General features: G+C 71.1%; 18 protein-coding genes. 14 read left to right on the top strand and 4 right to left on the bottom strand.

The genetic code is table 11. The features are described from left to right. Positions 1-4 precede the first annotated feature (4 nt). The 5 genes from B2W79_RS04115 to ccsB are packed head-to-tail and all read left to right on the top strand — an operon-like array spanning position 5 to position 5,574. Complete coding sequence (locus B2W79_RS04115; protein ID WP_292787385.1) at positions 5-1,324, top strand: DUF7380 domain-containing protein; 1,320 nt, start codon at positions 5-7, stop codon at positions 1,322-1,324. A 24-nt stretch (positions 1,325-1,348) separates the two neighbouring features. Continuing rightward, the gene (locus tag B2W79_RS04110; RefSeq protein WP_292787383.1) at positions 1,349-1,999 is read left to right on the top strand and encodes a TlpA family protein disulfide reductase; all 651 of its coding nucleotides are present in this window, start codon (positions 1,349-1,351) and stop codon (positions 1,997-1,999) included. Between the two features lie 16 nt (positions 2,000-2,015). Continuing rightward, the gene (locus tag B2W79_RS04105) at positions 2,016-2,783 is read left to right on the top strand and encodes a cytochrome c biogenesis CcdA family protein (protein WP_292787457.1); all 768 of its coding nucleotides are present in this window, start codon (positions 2,016-2,018) and stop codon (positions 2,781-2,783) included. 16 nt (positions 2,784-2,799) lie between these two features. Beyond that, a complete protein-coding gene (gene resB, locus B2W79_RS04100) occupies positions 2,800-4,581 on the top strand; it encodes a cytochrome c biogenesis protein ResB (RefSeq protein ID WP_292787381.1) in 1,782 nt (593 codons plus the stop codon). Between the two features lie 9 nt (positions 4,582-4,590). Continuing rightward, positions 4,591-5,574, top strand: coding sequence for a c-type cytochrome biogenesis protein CcsB (ccsB, locus tag B2W79_RS04095; RefSeq protein ID WP_292787379.1), 984 nt, complete (start codon positions 4,591-4,593; stop codon positions 5,572-5,574). A 106-nt stretch (positions 5,575-5,680) separates the two neighbouring features. Here the strand turns inward: ccsB and B2W79_RS04090 are convergent, their stop codons facing one another. The 3 genes from B2W79_RS04090 to B2W79_RS04080 form a co-directional block, all read right to left on the bottom strand. Further along, the gene (locus tag B2W79_RS04090; RefSeq protein WP_292787378.1) at positions 5,681-6,271 is read right to left on the bottom strand and encodes a 2'-5' RNA ligase family protein; all 591 of its coding nucleotides are present in this window, start codon (positions 6,269-6,271) and stop codon (positions 5,681-5,683) included. A 124-nt stretch (positions 6,272-6,395) separates the two neighbouring features. Beyond that, positions 6,396-8,363 (bottom strand): YhgE/Pip family protein, encoded by a 1,968-nt coding sequence (locus B2W79_RS04085; protein WP_292787376.1) that lies wholly within the window; start codon positions 8,361-8,363, stop codon positions 6,396-6,398. Continuing rightward, the gene (locus B2W79_RS04080) at positions 8,360-11,146 is read right to left on the bottom strand and encodes an MMPL family transporter (RefSeq protein ID WP_292787373.1); all 2,787 of its coding nucleotides are present in this window, start codon (positions 11,144-11,146) and stop codon (positions 8,360-8,362) included. Before B2W79_RS04080 ends, B2W79_RS04085 begins: the two co-directional genes overlap by 4 nt. A gap of 129 nt (positions 11,147-11,275) precedes the next feature. Here B2W79_RS04080 and B2W79_RS04075 point away from each other — a divergent pair, with 129 nt between their 5' ends. Beyond that, entirely contained in the window at positions 11,276-11,902 is a 627-nt protein-coding gene (locus tag B2W79_RS04075) for a TetR/AcrR family transcriptional regulator (protein ID WP_071327567.1), read from the top strand. Here B2W79_RS04075 and B2W79_RS04070 read toward each other — a convergent pair. Beyond that, on the bottom strand, positions 11,899-12,885 hold the full coding sequence (locus B2W79_RS04070) for an o-succinylbenzoate synthase (RefSeq protein WP_292787370.1): 987 nt from the start codon (positions 12,883-12,885) through the stop codon (positions 11,899-11,901). The genes B2W79_RS04075 and B2W79_RS04070 overlap by 4 nt on opposite strands. 89 nt (positions 12,886-12,974) lie before the next feature. On the opposite strand from B2W79_RS04070, the gene B2W79_RS04065 reads away from it, so the two are divergent. The 8 genes from B2W79_RS04065 to B2W79_RS04030 form a co-directional block, all read left to right on the top strand. Continuing rightward, positions 12,975-13,307: a PadR family transcriptional regulator gene (locus tag B2W79_RS04065; RefSeq protein ID WP_071328049.1), complete on the top strand. Its 333-nt coding sequence runs from the start codon at positions 12,975-12,977 to the stop codon at positions 13,305-13,307. Position 13,308: 1 nt separating this feature from the next. Beyond that, positions 13,309-14,268, top strand: coding sequence for a permease prefix domain 1-containing protein (locus B2W79_RS04060; protein WP_292787367.1), 960 nt, complete (start codon positions 13,309-13,311; stop codon positions 14,266-14,268). A gap of 5 nt (positions 14,269-14,273) precedes the next feature. Next, positions 14,274-15,194, top strand: a complete 921-nt coding sequence (locus B2W79_RS04055) for a 1,4-dihydroxy-2-naphthoyl-CoA synthase (RefSeq protein ID WP_071327564.1) — start codon at positions 14,274-14,276, stop codon at positions 15,192-15,194. 25 nt (positions 15,195-15,219) lie between these two features. Beyond that, positions 15,220-16,371, top strand: a complete 1,152-nt coding sequence (locus tag B2W79_RS04050) for an AMP-binding protein (protein WP_292787362.1) — start codon at positions 15,220-15,222, stop codon at positions 16,369-16,371. 105 nt (positions 16,372-16,476) lie between these two features. Then, complete coding sequence (locus B2W79_RS04045) at positions 16,477-17,268, top strand: class I SAM-dependent methyltransferase (protein ID WP_292787359.1); 792 nt, start codon at positions 16,477-16,479, stop codon at positions 17,266-17,268. Between the two features lie 54 nt (positions 17,269-17,322). After that, positions 17,323-18,507, top strand: a complete 1,185-nt coding sequence (locus tag B2W79_RS04040) for a sensor histidine kinase (protein WP_292787356.1) — start codon at positions 17,323-17,325, stop codon at positions 18,505-18,507. Then, positions 18,504-19,139, top strand: coding sequence for a response regulator (locus B2W79_RS04035; protein ID WP_083391605.1), 636 nt, complete (start codon positions 18,504-18,506; stop codon positions 19,137-19,139). The genes B2W79_RS04040 and B2W79_RS04035 overlap by 4 nt, the downstream gene beginning before the upstream one ends. Before the next feature lie 168 nt (positions 19,140-19,307). Continuing rightward, positions 19,308-19,797, top strand: a 490-nt coding sequence (locus B2W79_RS04030) for an ABC transporter ATP-binding protein (RefSeq protein ID WP_292787350.1), incomplete at its 3' end; no start/stop codon positions are given.

Genomic DNA, 19,797 nt, shown 5'->3' with positions numbered 1-19,797 from the left:
TGCTATGAGTGACGCTGACGCCGAAGCGCAGGACCAACGCTGGGGGCTCGCACTCGCTGCGGCGCTTGCTCCGGAGACCAATAAGCCAAGCGCCGACGAGGTCGCCGTCCGAGAGATGCTCGCGTTCCTCCAAGGGTGCTACCTTCGCCCCGACGACTGGCAAGACCCATACGGACCCATGTTCACCATCGGCAACCGTCGGTCCAAGGTTCCGGACGATCTTGCCGAAGAGGAGCTTCTCGTCCTTCGAGCCATCGCTGCGGCTCTCCCGACGCGGCAGGCTCGCATCCAGGCCCTCGATGTGTTGGCGCTTCGCGCAGAAAGGAAGGACAGGTTCGGCAGCTTCCTCGCGATGGCTACCGCGGTCGCCGATGACCTCGACGTCATCGAGCTCGAAGGTCTGGACATCGAACAGTGCGAGAGGGCAATCATGGTTGCCCTGCGGTTCGGCGGGCCGGTCGGTGCGCAGGGGCAGCGGATCGAAGACGCGCTGCTCACTCGGATGCTTTGGTCGGAGGCGGTGTCGGATGCTGTCGCGATCTCGGACCTGTTTCTGGCTCATGGACGTGCCCGCAGCCGAGCCGTCGATAGTGCTGGCCGGTTCCGACAGCTGTCCGAGACAGCGGACGCCGGAACTGCGCGAACCCTACGCGAGGCGTCGGCAAACTGGCGGTATCTAGCGGGCGACCAGAGCGGTGCGTTCGACGAGACTGTCTGGATCGTCGAAAGCCTGATTGCCGAAGCCACAGCGTTGCTGGATAGCGGCTGTCGCGAAGCGCCGCTGCATGCGCAGGACGCGCTCGAGAACGCGCTGAAAACACTGCGTACCATTCCGAAGCCGGAACGCGCGGCTCGACGGCTCCTTCACCTCGATGCGAAGATCAAGACCGGCATTGACGCCGCCACCGCACAAGCGTCACGCATGCTCACGGCTCTGCCTGCTGAGGAAACAGACCTGACCGAGGAGGCCAATCGAGTCCGCGACCTCGTCCGCGGACGCCCCATCGGGGAGGCTGTTCACATCCTTCTCCGTCCCACATCCTTGGCGAACTATGAGGACATCCGAGAGGCCGTCGAGGCGGCACTTCGGGGCAGCGTAACGAGTCTCTTCCCGACCATTCACCTGTCCTCGGACGGCCGCATCGCAGCACAGACCGGGCACAGCACCGATGCCGAGGTATTCGGAGTGCCGAGCGACGTCTGGCAGATGATGATGCAGGTCTATGAGCGTCGTATCGACCTACCTGTCCCCGGTTCCGCGCCGGGGTGGACGACGTCCTCGCGCGCTTCTGACTCCCCCCGGGGGTACCCGGCCGATGCATAGGAAGCTCTGCGTAAACTCGGAGACGTGTCCCGCGCTTTCAGGATTCACCCGATCCGCAACGGCCGCCCCTCCCGTCTTCGGCCCCTCGGCCGCCTAGGCGGAGCCGCGCTCGCTGCGGTGCTCGCCGTCGGTCTGAGCGCCTGCGCCCCCGACGCCGTGAGCGAGTCGTTCCTGAACGGCGAGAACACCGGCTACGTCGCCGCCGACGGCGCGATCGTCGAGATCCCCGTCGCCGAACGCGGAGAGCCGGTCGAGTTCGCCGGGGTCACCGAGCACGGCGAGGACTTCGACAGCGCCGACATCGCCGGGAAGGTCGCGGTCGTGAACTTCTGGTACGCCGGCTGCGCCCCGTGCCGCGTCGAGGCCCCCGACCTGGAGGCCGTCTGGCAGGAGCACCAGGACGCGGACGTGCAGTTCATCGGTATCAACACGCGCGACCAGGCGGACACGGCTGTCGCGTTCGCCGACGAGTTCGGGATCACCTACCCGAGCCTCATCGACGTGGACACCGCCCAGGCCAAGCTCGCCTTCGCGAAGGTCGTGCCGATCTCGGCCACCCCCACCACGCTCGTGCTCGACAAGCAGGGCCGCGTCGCCGCGAAGATCATCGGTCCGATCGACGGCACCTCCGTGCTCTCCACGCTCGTCAAGGACGCCCTGGCGGAGGACTCCTGATGTGCGCGAGGTCGTCGTGAACCCCGACGCGATCATCGGATCCGGAGCCCTCTGGATCGCGGTCCCGGTGGCGATGCTCGCCGGACTCGTCTCGTTCCTCTCGCCGTGCGTGCTCCCGCTCGTTCCGGGGTACCTCGGCTTCCTCGGGGGAGCCGTCACGCCGCGGAACACCTCGACGACCGGCGGCGGCACCACGCAGACGGCGACGCGCAGCCGCCTCGTCCTCGGCGTGCTGCTGTTCATCCTCGGCTTCACCGTGGTCTTCATCCTCTACACGGTGCTCGGCGGCACCGCCGGCGTGTTCCTGCTCCAGTGGGGCGACCTCATCACCCGCATCCTCGGCGTCGTCATCATCGCGATGGGCCTGGTCTTCCTCGGGCTCTTCGGGTTCGCGCAGAAGGAGCTCCGTTTCCACGTCGACTCGAAGGCCGGGATGGTCGGTGCTCCGCTCCTCGGCGTCGCACTCGGCATCGGCTGGGCGCCCTGCATGGGCCCCACGCTCGCCGCCATCCTCGCCCTCTCCTTCAACGCGGGCGATCCCGTCCGCGCAGGCTTCCTCGGCCTCGCGTACTCCCTCGGCCTCGGCATCCCGTTCCTGCTCGTCGCCCTCGGCTTCGGCTGGGCGACCAAGGCCATCGGGTTCCTGCGCCGCCACATCCGGGTCGTGAACATCCTCGGCGGCGTGCTGCTGATCCTGCTCGGCGTGCTGATGGTCACCGGACTGTGGACCGACATCATGTCGCGGCTGACGGCGGTGATCGGCAGTGTCGTCCTCCCGCTCTGACCGCTCCGAGAAGACCATGACGAAGAACAAGGGTGCCGTGACCAACGACTCCAGCGATCCGCTCCGCCCGTCCGACCACGTCGACGGCGACGACACCATCACCCAGCCGCGCCTCGGCTTCGTCGGCTGGCTGCGGTGGGGGTGGCGTCAGCTCACCTCGATGCGCACGGCGCTCGTCCTGCTGCTCGTCCTGGCGATCGCGGCCATCCCCGGATCGATCTTCCCGCAGCGGATGGCCGACCCGAACGGCGTGACGCAGTGGGAGCGCGACAACCCCGACCTGTTCCCGGTGCTCGACGCGCTCAAGCTCTTCGACGTGTACCTGTCGCCCTGGTTCTCGGCGATCTACCTGCTGCTGTTCACCTCGCTCGTCGGCTGCGTCATCCCGCGCATCAAGCACCACGCCAAGGCGCTGCAGGCCCGCCCGCCGCGCACGCCCGCGCGGCTGCGGCGCCTGGAGGACTACCGCGCCGTCACCCGCGACACGGTCGCCGACTCCGGCACGCGGACGGGGGACGCCGACGCGGAGGCCGCCGCCTCGATCGACGTCGCCACGAAGCAGCTCAAGGTGCTCGGCTACCGCGTGGAGCGCTATGACCGCGGCCGCACGTACTCGGTGTCGGCCGAGCGCGGCTACTGGCGGGAGACGGGCAACCTGCTCTTCCACCTCGCCCTCGTCGGCGTGCTCGTGACGATCGGCGTCGGCGGCGGCTTCGCCTACACCGGCCAGCGCGTGCTCGTCGAGGGGGAGACCTTCGCCAACACGCTGCTCGACTACGACTCCATGAACCGCGGGCGCTTCGTGGCCGACGACTCCTTCGCGCCGTACTCGATGCGGCTGGACTCCTTCGACGTCACGTATCAGCCGTTCGGCGAGCCCGGCTCCGGCCAGGCCGGGAACTTCTCCGCGAACATGACCATCCAGGAGAACGGCGAGGAGCGCGAGGGCGCCGTCAAGGTCAACGAGCCGCTGGGCGTGGCCGACGACGACGTGTTCCTGCTCGGCAACGGGTACGCTCCGACGGTCACCGTGCGCGACCCCGAGGGCAACGTGGTGTTCCACAACAGCACGCCGTTCCTCCCGCAGGACAACAACATGACCTCGCTCGGCGTGCTCAAGGTGCCGGACGGCCTGGCCGAGCAGGTGGGCCTCGTCGGCTTCTTCTACCCGACCACCGGCGTGCTCGACACGGGCGCCTTCTTCTCCGCCTACCCCGACCTCACCAACCCGACGCTCACGCTCGACGTGTACACGGGCGACCTCGGGATCAACGACGGCGTGCCGCGCTCGGTGTACGTGCTCGACACCTCCGACATGACCAAGCTCACCGGACGCAGCACCGACGTCGAGTCGATCGAGCTGTCACCGGGTGAGACCGCGCAGCTGCCGAACGGCCTGGGCTCGGTCACCTTCGACGACGAGTCGCCGGAGGGCGCCACCGACTCCTCGGAGTCCGTCAAGCGCTTCGCCTCCCTGCAGATCCACCGCGACGAGTCCGGGGTGTTCGTGCTCGGGTTCGCACTGCTGGCGCTCGGCGGCCTCATGCTCGCCCTGTTCGTGCCGCGTCGGCGCGTGTGGGTGAAGGCCACCGCGGCGGACGGCGCGGTCGACCTCGAGTACGCGGCCCTGGCCCGAGGGGAAGACCCCACGCTCGCCCGCGCCGTGGACGACCTCCGCGCCGGTCACGCCCGGCTGCTCGACGCCGCGGGCGGCACGACCGCCCGCACCCCTGAAGACGCCGACGAGGACGCCGCGGACGCCGCCGCGGACCCCGCGGCCCCGGCACCCGGAAAGTAGACTGACACCATGCTCGAGCTCACCGTGATCTCGCCGGTCCTGCTCTGGACGGCGATCGCGATCTACGCGGCGGCCTTCGTGGCCTATGCCTTCGATCTCGCGCGTCGCTCGCAGGCGACCGCCGACGCCCACACCGTCCGTGAGGGCGAGCTCGTGGCCGCCGGTCGTTCCGGTGGTGCCGTCTCCGCTCCGCTCGATGCGACCGGAGCCCCGACGGCGGCGCCGCAGCGGTTCGTCATGGCCCGCATCGGCACCTCGCTCACGGTGCTCGGCTTCGTGTTCCACCTTGCGGCGACCCTCACCCGCGGTATCGCTGCGGGACGGGTGCCCTGGGCGAACCTGTACGAGTTCGCGATGGTGGGCACGCTCCTCATCATCGCCGTCTACCTCGTGGTGCTGACCCGCCTCGACCTGCGCTTCCTCGGCACCTTCATCACGGGCCTCGTGGTCGTGCTCCTGGGCCTCGGCGCGACGAACTTCTACGTCGAGGTCTCCCCGCTGATGGACCCGCTGAAGAGCGTCTGGCTCATCATCCACGTGTTCGTGGCCTCGCTCGCCACGGCGTTCTTCGCCCTCGCCTTCGCGCTCTCGGTGATCCAGCTCATGCAGGCCCGACGCGAGCGGCTGCTCGGCGAGGGGGCGGCGAAGACCGGCCCCGGGTTCCTGCGCACCTTCCCGCCGGCGGAGCGCCTGGAGAGCCTGGCATACCTGTTCACGATCATCGGCTTCATCCTCTGGACCTTCACCCTCATCGCCGGGTCCATCTGGGCGTACTACGCCTGGAGCCGCTTCTGGGGCTTCGACGTGAAGGAGACATGGACCTTCGTGATCTGGGTGCTCTACGCCGGATACATCCACGCCAGGGCGACCCGTGGCTGGCGCGGCAACCCCTCGGCCTGGCTCTCGATCGTCGGCTTCACCGCGGTGATCTTCAACTTCACCATCGTCAACGTCTTCTTCAAGGGCCTGCACGCCTACTCCGGCCTGAGCTGATCCCACCGAGCACAGCTTCGGAGGTCGCGAGGGACACGCCGCCGGGCGGGGCTCGGTGTCGGTGAGTCGTCCGCCATCTCCGAAGTCGTGCCCGCCGGAGCGGGGCTCAGCTGCCGAGGGGGATGACCTCGGCGTGCTCGACGCCGCCCTCGTACCAGACGAACTCGGCCTCGGTGACGACCTCCGTCGGCGCGGGGAGGAGCGGACGGACCTCGGTGGCGGCGAGCTGCTGCCATGTCTCGGGATCCAGCGTCGTGCCGTAGAGCACCGAGAGGTGGAAGGTCCAGTCCTCGACGGAGAGCTCGTCGAGGCGGCGGAGGTCCGTCGGCCGGAGCACCTCCGTCAGCGAGGCGTACGCGTGCACGAGCGCGGGCGTGCGGGCGAGGCGCAGAATCACGATCTGCCACGGCGCGGGGAAGACGTCCACGGCGTCGGCGGTGAGTTCGAGAGGACCCTGCTCCGCGGCCCAGGCCCGGATCACGGCCCGCAGCTCCTCGCGACGCTCCGGCTCGAAGAAGCCGCGAAGGGTCACGTGCTCCGTGTGCGGATGCCGGAGCGGCGTGTCCAGACGACCGAGCGCGGCCTCCTGGATGGCCCGGTATTCCACGGCGACGGCCCCGGTCGGCCGGAGGACGAGATACTGCTGCCCGTCGAGACTCGCGAGTTGGTCCGGAGTGTCCATGAACGGTCGGCGCATGGCACGAGGGTACGGGGTGTCGCCGTCGCGTCCGTGCACTGTTTCGGAGATCGCCACACGACACGCCGCCGGAGCGGGGTGCCCGGCGGCGTGTCGTGCGTGATCTCCGAAGTTGTGCCCGGGGTCAGGCGGTGACGACGGCGCGGGCCGTGGTCGTGCGGCGGACCGCGACGACCACCGTCGTGGCGACGAGCGAGAGCACGCCCCAGACGACGAGGGCGGCGACGGCGGCCCCGCTCGCCTCCACGAGACCCGCGAAGGCCGGTGCGGTCGGGAGGGCGGCCCCGATGCTCGCGAGCCAGTCGGGCACGGTCGAGATGAGTCCCGTCGCCACGGCGATGACACCGATCAGTGCGGCGATCCAGCGTCCGACGCCGCCGAACACCGCCACGAGGGCCTGGTTCACCGCGGCGAACACCACCCCGGCGAGGACGGCGGTCCCCGCGAACGCCCACCACTCCGCGACGTCGTAGTCGGCCACGATCTGCACGATGAGCGAGACGAGCAGACCCTGTGCCGCGCCGATCGCTGCGGCCGGCCAGAACGCGCGGAAGGTGAGGGAGGCGGAGGAGCGTCGTGAGGTGAGGGTGCGCGCCGTCTGGGCACGGAGCACGAGGAAGGACGCGAGGCCGCCGAACCACAGCACCACCGTGGTGAGCAGCGGGATCGCGGTGGGGCCGAAGAGCGAGCCCATCGAGGAGTCGGTCGCCACGGGGTCGGCGATCACCGACGCCAGCGACGTCGACTCCTCGTCGCTGAAGGACGGGAGGGAGTCGGCCGCGGTGCGCAGTCCGCCCGCGAGATCGCCGGTGCCGGTCGCGAGGGTGTCGAGACCGGTGGCGAGCTCCGTGCTGCCGTCGGCGAGCTGGGTCGCGCCGTCGGCGAGCTGCGTCGCGCCCGACGACAGCGCCCGCGCTCCCGCGGCCGACTGATCCACACCCTCTGTAGCGAGGCGGTTGAGCCCGCCGGCGAGCTCGGTCGCCCCGGCGCCCGCCTCGCCGAGCTGGGTGGCGAGCGTGGAGAAGGACCGCGGAAGCGCGGCGATTCCGCCCGCGACCTGGGGGCTGTTGAGGATGCCGGAGGCGGTCCCCGCCGACTTCGCCGCTGCCGCCGCCTTCGCGGCGAGGTCCGAGAGCTGCCCGCACTCCGCCGAGTCCGGGTCGGCAGCGCACGCCGTGGCCGCCATCGTCCCGAGACCCTGTGCGACCGTGGCCGAGTCCGTCGCGGCCGACTTCGCCGACGCGCCCGCCGACTGGATGCTACCGGTGAGCTTCTGGACGCCGGCGACCCGGCCCTGCAGCTCAGTCGCCGCGGAGGTGAGTCCCGCGCCGATCGTCCCTGCGCCGGTTGCCGCCTGCCGCGTCTGCCCCGCGATCGTGTCGAGGCCGGACGCGAGGGTCGAGGCCCCGGTGCCCAGCTCTCCGGCGCCCGCGGCGAGTTGCGTCGCACCCTCCGGGAGGGCCGCGGCGCCGGTCGCCGCGTCACGCGCCCCGTTCGCCAGCTCCAGGGCCCCGTGCGCCGCGTCGCCGATCTGGTCGCCGATGGTGGTGAAGCCGACGAGGATGTTCTCGGTCGTGGCCTCGGACAGCGTGGTGCCGAGCGTCGAGGCCGCCACGTCGGCGATCTGCCCGGTGATGAGGTCGTCCGCCACGAGGCCGTCGTCGGGCGTCGTCACCTGGATCGTCGCCTGCTCCGCGTCCCCGCCGCCGTCCGCGACCGCCTGACCTGCGGAGGTCGCCGCGGCCGAGAAGTCCTCGGGGATCGTGATGACGGCCTGGTAGGTGCCGTCGGCGAGCCCGTCGGCGGCGTCCTCCTCGTTGGAGATGACCCACGTGAGGTTCGAGTCGAGATCGTCCGAGCCCTCGACGAGCCCGGACGCGAGCTGCCGCCCGAGAGGCGCGGTCTGGCCGTCGATCTCGACGGGCTCGTCGAGGTTCACGATCGCCGCGGTCATGGAGTCGAGGCGCTCGGTCGGGTTGTAGAGCGCCGCCATGAGGATGCCGCCGATCGCGGCGGGCAGCAGCAGGACGCCGAGGATCGTGAGCCAGGTGATGGGCTTGCGTGAGCGGGCGCGCTCGAGGGGGAGGGTCATGCGGGCACCTCGGTCGTTTCTGCGGCGCTCGGGCGGGGCGCGCGCGTGTCGAGTACGTCGGCGGACGGCCATCCGGCGTCCGTGAGGAGGGAACGGGCCGCGTCGGGATCGACGGCGGTGGCGAAGACGGCGAGCTCTCGGCGCGACCTCGCATCGCGCAGCATCGCGGCGACCTGGTCGCGCTCGCCGCCGCGGAGCCGGTCCGCGCCGTCGATCACCACGAGCTCGGAACGACCGCGGAGGGCTTCGCGGAGGTCGGCGAGCACCGGGGCGTCGTCTCCCGCGAGCACGCAGCCCACGTGGGAACGGACCCAGGCCGCACGACCGGGGAGCAGGTGCCCGGCGACGCGGAGGCGTCCGTCGGCCGGGGCGATGCGGGCGCCGACGGTGAGCGCGAGGGCCCGCAGCGTTCCGGCATCTGCGCCAGTCGCGACCAGGGCTGCGCCGGGCGCGAGCCGCAGGGACAGTCCCTGCGCCGCGGGGAGTCCCGTGCCGAGCTCCAGGTCATCGGCCGCGACGAGCGACCCGTCGCCCGGCCACGCCTCGAGGTGCCGTTCGCGTTCCACCGCCTCACCCTCGATGTCCACGCGGGGGAGGATCCGCTCGAGCCACGACGGGATCTCCCAGGCGCGCTCGCCGAGGATCGCCATGAGCGCCGGGATCAGCGTCATGCGCACGAGGAAGGCGTCGAAGGCGATGCCGGCGGCGAGTCCGAGGGCGATGGGCTTGAGGGACGAGTCGCCCTCGGGGACGAAGGCGACGAACACCGCGAACATGATGAGACCGGCCGCCGTGACGACCTTCGCCGACCCGGTGAAGCCGCTCCGTACGGCGCGCAGAGCCGCGGCCCGTCGGGTGGCGCGGTTCACCGCTCCCGCCCCCTGGCGGAGGTCGGGATCGTGCACGAAGTCCTCGCGCATCCGCGACACGAGGAACACCTGGTAGTCCATCGCGAGGCCGAAGAGCACGCCCATGAGGATGATCGGCATGAAGCTGATGATCGGGCCGACCTTCGCGACGTGCAGGAGGTCGGCGAACCATCCCCACTCGAAGACCGCCCCGACGACGCCGAAGGCGGCGACGATCGACAGCAGGTAGCCCGCCGCGGCGGTGATCGGCACCCAGAGGGAGCGGAACACGATGGTGAGGAGGATCAGCGAGAGGCCGATCACGAAGATCCCGAACGGCAGCAGAGCCGCCCCGAGCTGATCCGAGATGTCGATGCCGACGGCGGTGAAGCCGGTGACCTTCAGGTCGATGCCGAACTCGTCCAGCCACTCGTCGTGGTGGCTGCGGAGCTCGCGCACGAGGTCGGCCGTCGCGGGGTCGTCCGGAGCCGTCTCCGGGATGATCTGGACGATGCCGGTGTCGGCTGTCTCGTTCGGCGTCGCGAGGGCGACCTCCTTCACACCGGGCACCTCGGCCACCGCGTCTCCGAGGTCTTCCATGAGACCGAGCGGATCGGTGGAGGTGACGATGGTGCCGGTGAGGATGAGCGGGCCGTTGAAGCCGGGACCGAACTGCTCGCCGACGAGGTCGTAGTTCTGTCGCGCCTCGGAGTCCTTCGGCAGGACGCCGGCGTTGGGCAGGGCGAGGTCGAGGCTGAGAGCGGGGACGGCCACGATGCCGAGGCCGAGGACGACCGCGAGGGAGACGAGGACGGGGTGCTTCGTCACGCCCTCCACCCACCGACGGCTGCCGCGGGGCTTCGTGGCGGCGTCCTCCGCGGCCGCCTTCTTCGGGGTCTTCGCGCGCTTCGGTCGTCCGGCCACGCGGCCCTTGAGGAATCCGAGCAGGGCGGGGGTCAGGGTCACTGCGATCGCCACGGCGACCGCGACGGCCACGGACGCCGCGACGCCCATGGTGGTGAGGAACGGGATCCCCGCGAAGCCGAGGCCGATCAGCGCGATGAGCACGGTGACGCCGGCGAAGACCACCGCCGATCCGGCCGTGCCGACCGCGCGGGCGGCCGACTCCTCGGGTTCCACGCCGTCCCGGACCTGGTCCTGGTGGCGCGCGACGATGAAGAGCGCGTAGTCGATCCCGACCGCGAGCCCGAGCATCAGGGCGAGCAGCGGCGTGGTGGACGAGACGGTCGCGAAGGCGGTCGCCGTGAAGATCCCGGCCATGGAGATGCCGACGCCGAGGATCGCGGTGAGCAGGGGGAGTCCGGCGACGACGAACGAGCGGAAAGTGACGATGAGCACGAGCAGTGCGATGAGCAGGCCCACGGCCTCGGTGAGTGTGACGCCGGGGATCGAGATCGCGAAGAGGTCGCCGCCGAGAGAGGCCTGCGCACCGTCGGGGAGCTCTGCCGCGAGCTCGTCGACGGCGGAGCGCAGCGCGTCCTTCGTCTCCTCGGAGACGTCGGTGGACTCGCCGTCGAACTGCAGGCGCACGATGGCCGCCGTGTCGTCGTCGTTGATCATGCCGTTGACCATCTCGTCGTACGGCGAGGTGGCGGCGAGGACCTCGTCGAGGTCGCCGAGCTCCGACACGGCGTCCTCGATCGGCTCGCGGTACTCGTCATCGGTGATCTCGTCGCCGTCGGCGGCCACGACGATGAACTGCGCATTCGTGCCGCTCACCTGCGGGAAGGAGCGGGAGAGCTGCTCGAGGCCGGCTTGGGACTCGGTCCCGGGGATGGAGAACGTGTTGTCGGTGCCGGCACCGAGGACCACGGCTCCGGCTCCGGCGATGCCGAGCGCGAGGAGCCAGGAGACGAGGACGCGCCACGGGTGGCGGAAGGACCAGCGTCCGAGGGACGAGAGGAGTGTGGACACGCGATTCTCCGTGGGGTGCCGGGTGGATACACAGGTGTATCCGATACATAGATGTATCGTAAGGTCATCCGCCATCCGGAGTCTGTGCACCGGGTGTGAATCGTCGAGAGGGAAGGCCAGGAGGTTCCGATGTCGTCACCCGCCACCCGCAGCCGGGAGAACACGAAGGCGCGCCTGCTGGAGGCCGCCGCGCAGGTGTTCGCCGAGGCCGGCCTGGACGGTGCCTCGGTCGAGGCCGTCTGCGAGCGCGCCGGCTTCACGCGCGGGGCGTTCTACTCCAACTTCGACTCGAAGGACGAGCTGTTCCTGACCCTCGCGGCCGGTGTCGCCGACGCGAGGGTGGCAGCCGTGCGGACCCGCGTGGAGCAGATGCGGGCGGACGGCGAGCTCGCCGACGACTGCGACCCGAAGGATCTCGTCCAGCAGATCATGGAGCTCGGCAGCGACGACCGCCTGGGCGTGATGCTGATGAGCGAGATCCGGATCCGCGCCCTGCGCGACCCGCAGTTCGGCGAGGCCTACCTCGCCCAGGAGCGCGAGATGGTCGCGAGCATCGCGCGCATCGTGGAGGACATCGTGGAGGCGGCGGGCACGCTGCGTCTCCGGCTGCCCGCGACCGATGCGGCGCGCATGCTCATGATCCTCTGGGAGGGCATGACCGTCCGCGGTGCCATGGCCGGTCGTGACGACGCGGCCCTGCGGCACTCCGGCGGCGAGGAGCTCGGGCGGCTCGTGGAACTCCTCGTCGAGTCCTAGGCGCTGCGGGCTGCGAGCAGCTCGTGGTGGCAGCGGGCCAGCCGGGCCAGCCACCACTCACGGCGTTCGTCCGCGGCGGCGAGCCGGGTGAGCGCTGCCGGGTCGGGGGTCAGGCGTCCCACCGGGATCGCTCCGTCCGCAGGGCGGAGGTCGGCGACGTCGTCCTGGAACAGGGAGGCCGTGCCGAGACCGCAATCATAGTCGAGGGTCGGGAGGGCGGCGGCCAGGGCGGCCCCCTGGGAGAGCCCGATCGCGGTGTCCAGCGCGCTGGAGACGACCGCGGGCAGGCCGGCGGCGGTGACGATCTGCAGGGCGTGGGTCAGGCCGCCCAGGGGCTGCGCCTTGATGACGACGATGTCCGCCGCGCCCGCGCGTGCGACGGCGAGGGGGTCGCCGGACTTCCGGATGCTCTCGTCCGCCGCGATCGGGATGCCCATGTAGGCGATGCGCCGGCGCAGCTCGACGAGCTCGGGCACCGACGCGCACGGCTGCTCGACGTACTCCAGGTCGAACGGGGCGAGGGCGTGCACTGCGTGCTCGGCCTCGTCGACGTTCCACAGGCCGTTCGCGTCGACCCGGATGCGGCCCTCCGGCCCGAGCGCCTCGCGGACGGCCCGGACCCGGGCGACGTCGTCCGCCAGCGCCTGGCCGGGCTCGGCGACCTTGACCTTCGCGGTCCGGCAGCCGGCGAAACGCCCGAGGACCTCGGGCACGCGGTCGGCGCCGACGGCGGGCACGGTGGCGTTGACGGCGACGCGGTCACGCAGCGGTGCGGGCTGGGGTGCGTACGCGTAGTCGATCGCCGCCGCCAGCCAGGTTGCGGCCTCGGCGTCGTCGTACTCGACGAACGGCGAGAACTCCGCCCAGCCCTCCGGTCCTTCGAACAGCAGGGCCTCGCGGGTGTCGACGCCGCGGAAGCGGGTCTGCATCGGCAGGGCGACGACGCGGGCGGAATCGAGGAGCTCCGTGACGGCGGGGATCATGACCCCATTGTGCGCCACGACCCTCGGCAGCATGTCGCACGAAGGTGTGCCGTTGACAATGGTGTGTGACGCACACTACTGTGATCGACATGAACGAGGCACTCGACACGCATCTGCAGGAATTGCGCCGCGGCACCGTGGTGCTCGCCTGCCTGCAGCTGCTGCGTACGCCGGAGTACGGGTACGCGCTGCTCGAGCAGCTCGAGAGTCGGGGCTTCGCCACCGATGCGAACACGCTCTACCCGCTGCTGCGTCGTCTGGAGAAGCAGGAGTACCTGACGAGCGAGTGGAACACCGACGAGGCCCGGCCCCGCAAGTTCTACCGCACCTCGGAAGCCGGGACCCGGCTGGCCGACACCCTCACCGACGAATGGCGCGCGCTCACCACCGCGATCGCCTCCCTCACCCCCGAGGAGAACTGACATGACCGCGAGCACCCTCACCGAGCGCTACATCAGCGCCACGATCCGCAGCCTCGCGCCGGATACGCAGGACGAGGTCCGCGCCGAACTCGAAGCCGCCATCGCCGACGCCGTCGACGCGCGGCGGGAACAGGGCGAGAGCCCGGAGGAGGCGGAGCGCGCCGTCCTCACCGACCTCGGCGACCCGGGCATCCTCGCCGCCGGATACGCCGACCGCCCGCTGCACCTCATCGGTCCGCGCTACTACCTCACCTGGTGGCGGCTGCTGAAGCTGCTTCTGTTCATCGTGCCGCCGTTCGCCGCGGTGGGCGTCGCGATCGGGCAGCTCATCAACGGCGGCGGACCCGGAGAGGTCATCGGCGCGGTCGTCTCGGTCACCCTGTCCGTCATCGTGCACCTGTGCTTCTGGGTCACGCTCGTCTTCGTCGTGCTGGAGCGCACCGGCGCCGACACCGGCGTGCGCTGGAACGTGGACCAACTCCCCGAGCCCACGGAGCACGGGGCCGCCCGTACCGACGTGATCGCCTCGCTCGTGTTCCTCCTCGCCGGCATCGGCGCGATCGTGTGGGACGCGACGCTCGGATTCTTCCCGACCGGCGGCGACCCCATCCCGATCCTGGCGCCCGCGCTCTGGCCGGTGGGCATCGGCATCCTCCTCGCGCTCATGATCGCGGAGGCCGTCCTGGCCGTCGCCGTGTACGCGCGTCGGCGGTGGACCGTCGCCGCGGCCGTCGTGAACACCGTGCTCGCCGTCGCCTTCGCGGTGTGGGCCCTCACCCTGCTCCTGCAGGGGGAGCTGCTGAACCCGGCCTTCCTGGAGTTCGTGTTCACGGACAACGGGGTGGAGGCCGAGACGATGCGCGTGCTCACGGTGATCACCGGCGTCTGCCTCGTGGCCTTCCCGGCCTGGGACATCATCGACGGGTGGATGAAGACGGCGCGTGCCCGGGGAATAGGCTGAAGACCGTGACCGATGCCTTCGTCTCCGACCTGTTCGATCCCGCCGAGTGGGAGCTGGCGCCCGGCGCCGAGCACTACACCGACATCACGGCGCACGTGAGCCGCGACGGCGGGGTCGCCCGCATCGCCTTCCACCGGCCGGAGGTGCGCAACGCCTTCCGCCCGCACACGGTCGACGAGCTCTACCGTGCGCTCGACATCGCGCGGCAGGACGCGCGTATCGGGGCGGTGCTGCTGACCGGCAACGGACCGAGCCCGAAGGACGGCGGGTGGGCGTTCTGCTCCGGCGGCGATCAGCGCATCCGCGGCCGCGACGGATACAAATACTCGGACGCGGAGACCGCCGTCGTCAGCGGAGCGTCCGCGGCGGCTGTCGGGCGGCTGCACATCCTCGAGGTGCAGCGGCTCATCCGCTTCATGCCGAAGGTCGTCATCGCCGTGGTCCCCGGGTGGGCGGCCGGTGGCGGGCACTCGCTGCACGTGGTCTGCGACCTGACCATCGCGTCGGCCGAGCACGCGCGCTTCAAGCAGACGGACGCCGACGTCGGCAGCTTCGACGCGGGGTACGGCTCCGCCTATATGGCCCGGCAGACGGGACAGAAGTTCGCGCGGGAGGTGTTCTTCCTCGCCGAGGAGTACTCGGCGCAGCGGGCCTACGAGGCGGGCGCCGTGAACCGCGTGGTGCCGCACGCCGAGCTCGAGCGCGAGGCGCTGAAGATGGCGCGCACCGTGCTGACGAAGTCGCCGACGGCGATCCGGATGCTCAAGTTCGCCTTCAACGCTGTCGACGACGGGCTCGCGGGGCAGCAGGTGTTCGCGGGCGAGGCCACCCGTCTCGCCTACGGCACGGACGAGGCCGTGGAGGGGCGGGATTCGTTCCTCGAGAAGCGCGCCCCCGACTGGTCCTCCTTCCCCTGGCACTACTGAGTCCGCACGAGAGACGGAGCCGACCGTGACCGCGCTGATCCCGACCGACGCCGAAGACACCGGGCTTCTGCGGGAGGCGCTGCTCCGGGCGCTCGACGAGGGACCGGCCCTCGGCTTCGGCATGCTCGCCGACGCCCCGGCGGAGGTGGACGACGGCATCGCCGCGGTGATCGCGACGTCCGGATCCAGCGGTGTCCCGAAGCGGGTGGCGCTGAGCGGCGAGGCCCTGCGGGCGAGCGCGGCGTCCACCGCCGCCCGCATCGGCAGCGGCCGCTGGCTTCTCGCCCTACCGGCCGGCTACGTCGCGGGGCTGCAGGTGATGGTGCGGTCGATCCTCGCGGGAACCGAGCCGACCCGGATCGAGGGGCGGTTCACGCCACGGGCGTTCGCCGAGGCCTCGCGGAGCATGCTGCACGCCACGACCGCGGGCGTCCTCCCCACCCTCTACACCTCCCTCGTCCCGGCGCAGATCGCGACGCTCTTGGACGCGACAGGGGAACCGGGGGTGCTCGCGGCGCTGCAGGCGTATGAGGCCATCCTCGTCGGGGGCCAGGCGCTCCCGGAGCCGTTGCGGGAGCGGGCGGCCGACCTCGGGGTGCGTCTCGTGCGGACCTACGGCTCGACGGAGACCAGTGGCGGCTGTGTGTACGACGGCGTCCCGCTCGACACCGTGAACGTCCGGGCGGTCGACGGCGAGCTGCGGATCGCCGGCCCCATGCTCGCGGAGGGGTATCTGGGCGACCCAGCGCTGACCGCGCGCACCTTCGCGCGGGACGAGCACGGCATCCGCTGGTACCGGACGGGCGACCTCGGTCTCCTTGAGGACGGCGTGGTGCGCGTGCACGGTCGTGCGGACAACGTGATCGTGTCGGGCGGCATCAACATCTCGCTCGACCGGGTGGAGCGCATCGTCCGCGCCGTGCCAGGGCTGCATCAGGCTGTGGTCGTGGCAGTCGACGACGAGCGCTGGGGGGAGGCCTCGGTCATCGTCGCGGCGCGCGGCGAGGCCCTGCGGCGCAGCGAGTCCGAACAGCTCGCCCAGGCCAGGGAGGCGGTGGCCGGGGAGATCGGCGCCCACGCGCGTCCGTCCCGCCTGATCGTCGTTGACGAACTCGACGTCCTCTCCTCCGGCAAGCCCGACCGCGAGGCGATCCGCCGCATGGTCGCCTCGCTCTAGCCCGTCGACCCACCCCTTTCGCGCCGCCCCGGCCCCTTGCGGCCGTACGGAAGGGGCCGGGACCCACGGAAAGGGGTGGCTCGGCGGGAGTGCCAGACTGAGGGCATGGCCTCGTACACGCATGGACACCACGAATCCGTCCTCCGCTCGCACAGCGTGCGGGACATCGCGAACTCGGCGGCCTACCTTCGACCGCACCTCACGGCAGAGACCCGGCTCCTCGACGTGGGGGCGGGACCCGGGTCGATCACGGTGGACTTCGCGGGAGTGGTCGCGCACGTCACGGCGACCGAGATCGACGACGCCGCACTGTCCCTCTCCCGCGACCTCGCCGCCGCGCGGGGCGTCACGAACATCGCCTTCTCCGTCGAGGACGTGCACGCGCTGAGCTTCGCCGACGATTCGTTCGACATCGTGCACGCGCACCAGGTGCTGCAGCACGTCGCCGATCCGGTGCAGGCGTTGCGGGAGATGCGCCGGGTCGCGAAGCCTGGCGGACTCGTCGCCGCGCGCGACGCCGACTACGCGGGCTTCCTGTGGTTCCCGGTGCTCCCGGAGCTCGACCGCTGGCTCGCGCTGTACCGCGCCGCCGCCCGGGCGAACGGCGGAGAGCCGGATGCCGGCCGCCGCCTTCTGGCCTGGGCACGCGCCGCGGGCTTCGCGGACGTGACGGCGACGGCGTCGACCTGGTGCTACGCGACGCCGTCCGAGCGCGCCTGGTGGGGCGGGATGTGGGCCGACCGCATCCTGGAATCGGCACTCGCCAAGCAGCTCGTGGACCAGGAGATGGCATCCGCGGCCGACCTGCAGGAGATCAGCGACGCCTGGAAGCGCTGGGCCGACGACGGCGACGGCTGGTTCCTCGTGCCGCACGGGGAGATCCTCGCCCGCGCCTGAGGGATACATCCCGCGACGGATGCCGCCCCCGACGGGCTCGCGTAGCGTGGGGGAGTGATCCGTCCGCTGTCCCGCACCGGCCTCGTCCTCGACATCGTCGGGGCGGTGCTGCTGTTCGCGCTCCTGACGCCGCTCGGGGTGGTGTTCTATGCGCCCCAACCAGACGTGGCCGGGTCATCCGCGGTCAACGTCATCGGTCTGATCTCGTCGTCGGTCTTCCTGTTCGGCGGGGTGGCGATCGGTCGTCTGGCCCCCGGTCTCGCGCTCGCCGCGGCCTGGGCCGGAGCCATCGTGCAGATGCTCGCCGGCTTCGGGCCGCTGCCGACCGACGTCGCGATCCTCCTCGTGCTGTACGCGACCTCCGCGTGGGGCACCCGCCGCGTGCTCTGGTGGGGGTTCGGGTCGGTGATCGTGGGCGGCATCGTCGCTGCGCTGTACATGGTCGTGGTCATCGGGGGCGCCATGCTCGGCTCCGGCAGCGGATGGGAGCTCGTGACCGGCGGCACTCTGCTCGTCGCGGCCTCCATCATGGCGCTGGGGTTCGCGTGGGTGTGCGGGCTCCTCTGGCGGGTCGTGCTGCGCAACCGGCGCACGCGTTCGGCGCAGCTGCAGGCCGAGGCCCTGGCCGCCGAGGAGCAGGAACGGGTGCGCATCGCGCGGGACATGCATGACGTCGTGGCGCACTCGCTCGCGGTCGTCATCGCCCAGGCCGACGGTGCCCGCTATGCCGCAGCGGTGAAGCCGGAGATCGCGACAGAGGCCCTCGGCACGATCGCGCAGACCGCCCGCGGGGCCCTGAGCGACGTGCGGATGCTCCTCACCCAGCTCCGTCATCGTCAGGGCGACGGTCCGCAGCCGACGCTCGCCGATCTCGAGACCCTGTTCGCCCAGGTGCGCCAGGCTGGCATCGAGCCGCGGGTCACGGTCGACCCCATGCCCCCCGGGGAGCCGCCGGGCGCCATCCAGCTCGCCGTCTACCGGATCCTCCAGGAGGCACTGACCAACGCGATCCGCCACGGCGACGGCGCGGTGGACGTGCACCTCGCGTGGCTCCCGCATCGCGTCGACATCGAGGTGCGCAACACCGTCTCGCCGGAGTCGATGCCGGGGACCCCCGGAGGGCACGGCCTCATCGGCATGCGCGAGCGGGCGCAGCTCGTGGGAGGTAGTCTGCAAGCCGAGCGCCGTGGTGCGCAGTTCGTCGTCCAGAGCAGCCTTCCGATCGGAGCCCCGCAGTGATCAGAGTTGCGCTGGTGGACGACCAGGCGCTGTTCCGGGCCGGGATCCGCATGCTCGTGGCCTCCCAGCCGGACCTCGAGGTCGTGGGGGAGGCGGGCAACGGCCGGGAGGCTCTCGACGTGATCGCGGCGACTCGGCCGGACGTGGTGCTCATGGACATCCGGATGCCGGTGATGGACGGGCTGACCGCGACCGCCGAGATCCTGTCCCGCCCGGAACCCCCGCGCATCGTCATGCTCACGACGTTCGACCTCGACGAGGCGGCGGCGCGGGCGATCCGGCAGGGGGCGAGCGGCTTCCTCCTCAAGGACGCCGATCCGGAGTTCCTGCTCGCCGCGATCCGGACCGTGCACGCGGGGTCGAGTGTGATCGCGGCCTCCGCGACCCGCGAGCTGTTCGAGCACTTCGCGGAGGCTCCGAAGCCCGTGCCGCCGCAGTACGCCGAGCTGACGGAGCGGGAGCGGGAGATCTTCGCGCTCGCCGCCCGGGGTCTCTCGAATGCCGAGATCGCCGCGCGGGAGTTCCTCAGCGAGGCCACCGTGAAGACCCACATCAGCCGCATCCTCACGAAGCTCGCGCTCCGCGACCGCGTGCAGCTCGTCGTGTTCGCTTTCGAACACGGCCTCGCCTGACGCCGACCCACCCCCTTCCGTTCGCCCCGGCCCCTTGCGGCGGTCCGCAGAGGGGTGGGAGGAACGCAAAGGGGTGGGTCGGGAGGACGCGGGATCATCCTCCCGATGTAGCGGGATGCTCCCGGCGGGCGACGCGACGAGCGGGAGCGCGGGAATAGCGTCGTCATCATGGAGATCACGACCACCGACCTCGGGCTCGCCGCCCGCGTCCAGCACCTGAAGAAGACCTACGGCTCGGGCGAGGGCACCGTCCGCGCGCTCGACGACGTGAGCGTCGGCATCCGCCGCGGACAGTTCACCGCCATCATGGGTCCGTCCGGATCCGGCAAGTCCACCCTCATGCACATCATGGCCGGCCTCGACAGCCCGACGGAGGGGCGGGCGTGGATCGGCGACACCGAGATCACGGGCCTCGGCGACCTGGACCTGACCATCCTGCGCCGCCGCCGGGTCGGGTTCATCTTCCAGGCGTTCAACCTCGTCCCCACGCTCGACGCCCTCGGCAACATCCTGCTGCCGTTCGAGCTCGACGGCCGCCGCCCCAGCGCCATCGAGCGGGCACGGATCGACGGGCTCATCGAGACGCTCGGCCTCGGCAAGCGCCTCGGCCACCGGCCGCACCAGCTCTCGGGCGGGCAGCAGCAGCGCGTCGCGATCG

The organism is Microbacterium sp. UBA7513, from assembly GCF_002478345.1.
GTDB lineage: Bacteria > Actinomycetota > Actinomycetes > Actinomycetales > Microbacteriaceae > Microbacterium.
The sequence above is the reverse complement of the archived record's forward strand: the minus strand, read 5'-3'. Positions and strand labels throughout refer to the sequence as shown.